Source organism: Rhodococcus sp. (in: high G+C Gram-positive bacteria), from assembly GCF_049286785.1.
In the GTDB taxonomy this organism is placed as follows: Bacteria; Actinomycetota; Actinomycetes; order Mycobacteriales; family Mycobacteriaceae; genus Rhodococcus_F.
Map to the genome: position 1 here is coordinate 1 of NZ_JBAQEO010000718.1, position 3,402 is coordinate 3,402.

Annotated in this window: 3 protein-coding genes; all 3 read right to left on the reverse strand. The window is 64.9% G+C overall.

What is annotated here, in order from left to right; genetic code table 11:
- A partial coding sequence (locus WAW17_RS25935) for an AMP-binding protein (protein WP_422335741.1) occupies positions 1–1,271 on the reverse strand: 1,271 nt, incomplete at its 3' end.
- Complete coding sequence (locus WAW17_RS25940) at positions 1,261–2,268, reverse strand: SDR family NAD(P)-dependent oxidoreductase (RefSeq protein WP_422335742.1); 1,008 nt, start codon at positions 2,266–2,268, stop codon at positions 1,261–1,263. The genes WAW17_RS25940 and WAW17_RS25935, both read right to left, overlap by 11 nt.
- Positions 2,268–2,948, reverse strand: a complete 681-nt coding sequence (locus tag WAW17_RS25945) for a TetR/AcrR family transcriptional regulator (RefSeq protein WP_422335743.1) — start codon at positions 2,946–2,948, stop codon at positions 2,268–2,270. The genes WAW17_RS25940 and WAW17_RS25945 overlap by 1 nt, the downstream gene beginning before the upstream one ends.
- Positions 2,949–3,402 lie beyond the last annotated feature (454 nt).

The window sequence follows — 3,402 nt, forward strand, 5'->3', positions numbered from 1 at the left end:
TCGACGATCTCCTTCGCCGACACCTTCGCGCTGGCGTCGGGGGTGTAGCCGGTGTATTCCAGACCGCTGCGGACGAAGATCTCACCGATTTCGCCGACTACCGTTTCGGTCCGATCGGCGCGCAGGATCCGTACCGAGACACCCAGTGAAGACCGGCCGATGGTGTCGGGTGCGGTGACCAGATCGGCGGGAGTCGCGACACTGACCATTCCGGCCTCGGTCGATCCGTAGCCGTTGACCAGAATCGGACCGAAAGCCTCGATCAGTGCGGAGACCGTGGTCGGCGAGATCGGTGCCGCACCGGTGACAATGATCCGCAGATCCCGACGAGCCGAGGAAGTTTCGGCAAGCCCTGACACCGCAAGCATTCGCTGCAACATCACCGGCACCGCCATCACCACCGTGACCCGGTGGCAGCCGATATCGTCGAGCGCGGTCGCGGCATCGAATCGGCGCCGACAGATCGCGGTCGCACCCAACGCCAGTGGGCCGAGCAGTGCGAGCAGCCCGAACCCGTGGAACATCGGCGGCGCCACCATCACCCGGTCTGTCGAGCGCAACCGTACGATCGCCATCGCGGTGATGGTCAGCAGCGCGATCGCGTGTGGTTTGATCGCACGCGGCACACCCTTGGCCAGCCCGGTGGTGCCGGAGGTCAGCAGGGTCAGTTTCACGGCCTGCCGTACTCGTGGCGGCGCAGGGTGGCTGCGGGAGGCGAGGTCGTCGAGCGTCGGTAGTCCTGCCGGCTCTGAATTGGGTTCGCGCCAGGCCAGCACACGCAGACCCTTATAGTTCGCCTTCTCGATAGTGATGGAGTATTCGTCGTCGTAGATCAAGACGTCGGGGCTGTGCCTGGCCAGGATCGCCTGCAACTGCTGCGGCGGGAGTTCGGTGTTGATGAAGATCAGCTCCGCGCCCAGCTGTGCGCCTGCCGACATCGCCTCGGCGAATCCACGATGGTTGCGGCAGATGATGCCCACCGATTTCGGCGGCCTCGCTGTAAAGGCGAACAGCGAGGCTGCGATCGCTTCGGCGCGCTGCTGCAGTTGCCGGTAGGTCAGTTGGCCTGCGTCGTCGATGATCGCGACCTTGTCCGGATGTCGAATAGCGTTGGCCGCGAACAACATTGCCGGTGTGGGCCCGAACTGGTAGAAGCTGCGAGCCAGCGCGGCCGCCTTGCGCGGGCCGACCGGCGCGAGCATGCCCGACGCCGCGATCGCAGGCACCGCTGAACTCCACTGGCGCAGCCTGTGCCGCAGATCAGCGCGCATTGGTGCTCACCTCGGCCTGGCCCCCACCGGCGGAATCGACCACGGTAGCGGTCGCGGCCTTGTTGGGGGCCGGAGCCTGTGGTTGCAGACGCGAGAGCGAAGCCTGGGTGTCACCGAGATTGCGGAAGATCCGCTCGATGAGGAGCTCGAGCGGCAACCGGAACAGTGTCGCGAAGACAGCGGACGGGAAGCCGTAGAGTGGGGTCATCGTGCGCGGCTTCTTCACCACCGCCTTGGCCAGCACCTTGGCCGCGTCCTGCGGAGTCTGACCGGGCAGCACCCGCATCCACCGGCTCGGCGCGCTCATCCGGGTGTGGAACAGCCCGCCGTAGAAGGTCGTCAGGGTGACACCGTCGGCCCGCGCTTCGGCGGCGACCGCACGCATCCACCAGTCGAAAGCCAGCTTCGACGACAGGTAGAAACCCCATTTGGGGGCGTTCGGGAACATGATGCCCACGGTCGACACGTTCACGATGTGACCGCTGCCGCGCTCGCGCATACCGGGCAGCAGCGCCAGCGTCAAACGCATCGGACCCAGGTAGTTGGCGCCGGAGGTGGCGGTGATGTCCTTGGGCCGGTCATAGGACAGGTGGATCGAGCGGCGCAGCGACTTGCCCGCGTTGTGGATCAGCACGTCGACCTCACCCAGGTCGAAGCGCACGGCCGCGGCGAACTCTGCGATCGACTGCTCATCGGTCAGGTCGAGGCTGTGTGGATAGACATCGCCACCGGCGGCGTTGATCTCCTCGGCGACCTCGCGCAACCGGTCCATCGACCGCGCGGCAATGACCACTCGTGCACCAGCGCCGGCAAACCACTTCGCTGTCGCCTCACCGACACCGAAAGAGGCACCGGTGATCACCACCACCTTGCCCTCGACCTCGCGGCGTAAGGCGGCCTGGCTGCGCAAACCCCGGGGGCCGATCATCCAGGCGACCGCTCGCGCGAGTGGCGTCTCGACGATCCGCGAGGGACCGGTGGGCAGAAGCTCAGACATCAGTGATCACTCCGTTGTTTCGACACGGCGGAAAGGGGGCCCATGAACATGGCAAGTGCTTGCGGATCCGACAGCGCGGCGTCGATGGCCCGCTGGGTCAGTTCGATGCTGGGGTCCGTGCGTAGCGCGCTCAGCGTCGTGCCGAACAGGTTGCCCAGAATCAGGTCCTTGACCTGGTCGCGACTGATGTCGCGGGTGTGCACCCAGTGCAGGACCAGACCCTCGACGAAGGAAACGAACCCACTGATCGCCGCACGGAACACCGGCGAGGAACTCGAGCCGGTCACCTCCACGACCAAAGCGTCGGTCAACCGGACCCGATGCCGATCGCGGATCTGGCGCACTTCGCCGTCAGCCACATCGGCGAAGAGCGCTTCGAACGCGGTCGGCTGTTGTTCTGCCTCGTCGAGCAACCTGTCGACACCTCGAGTCAACCGATCCAGCGCAGGCCCGCGCATGGCCAGCAGGTCGCCCCAGAATTCCTCGGCAGCCTGCTCGAGCACAGCCAAATAGAAACCCCGCTTCCCCCCGAAGTGGTAGCTGATCGATCCGGCGGCCACACCGAGCGAGCGCGCCAGGTCAACGATGGAAACCTCTTCGTACCGCTGGCAGCTGAACGCTGCCTTGCCTGCCGCCAGAAGCACAGCCCGCGACGCCTCGCCACGTCGATTTGCGACCATCACCCCTCCAGTTTTTGAATCAGATTCAGTAATTTGAGGTTAGGTGATAGCAGCGAAGCGGTCAAGGATCTTTGAATCTGATTCAAGTAGTCGGCGAACGCGCGCGGGAGACCTCGGAACATGCCTCAGAGTCGCGCGCGAGGCGAGGACTTCGGCGGCGCGATCGACAACCTCGCGGCTGCGTTAGGGGATCGGCCATCTGATGCGATACCGGGCGTTTTAGTTCACATAAGGGATCCGTTATCGGAAAATTGAATCCCAATGCCTAACTTGGCGTTTGGGGCCGAGTGTCGTGCCGCACCCGGGTCGGCAAGCTCGTGACGCTCCCCAATCTCAAAGAGAAGGAAGCGCCCCGATGATGCACCCCGCCAGCATCGCCGCCGCGCCTTGAGAGGGACATAGCGGGTGAGAAAGCCCAGGAGCAAGAAGCCCAAGCCCAACCGCAGGCGTGCAC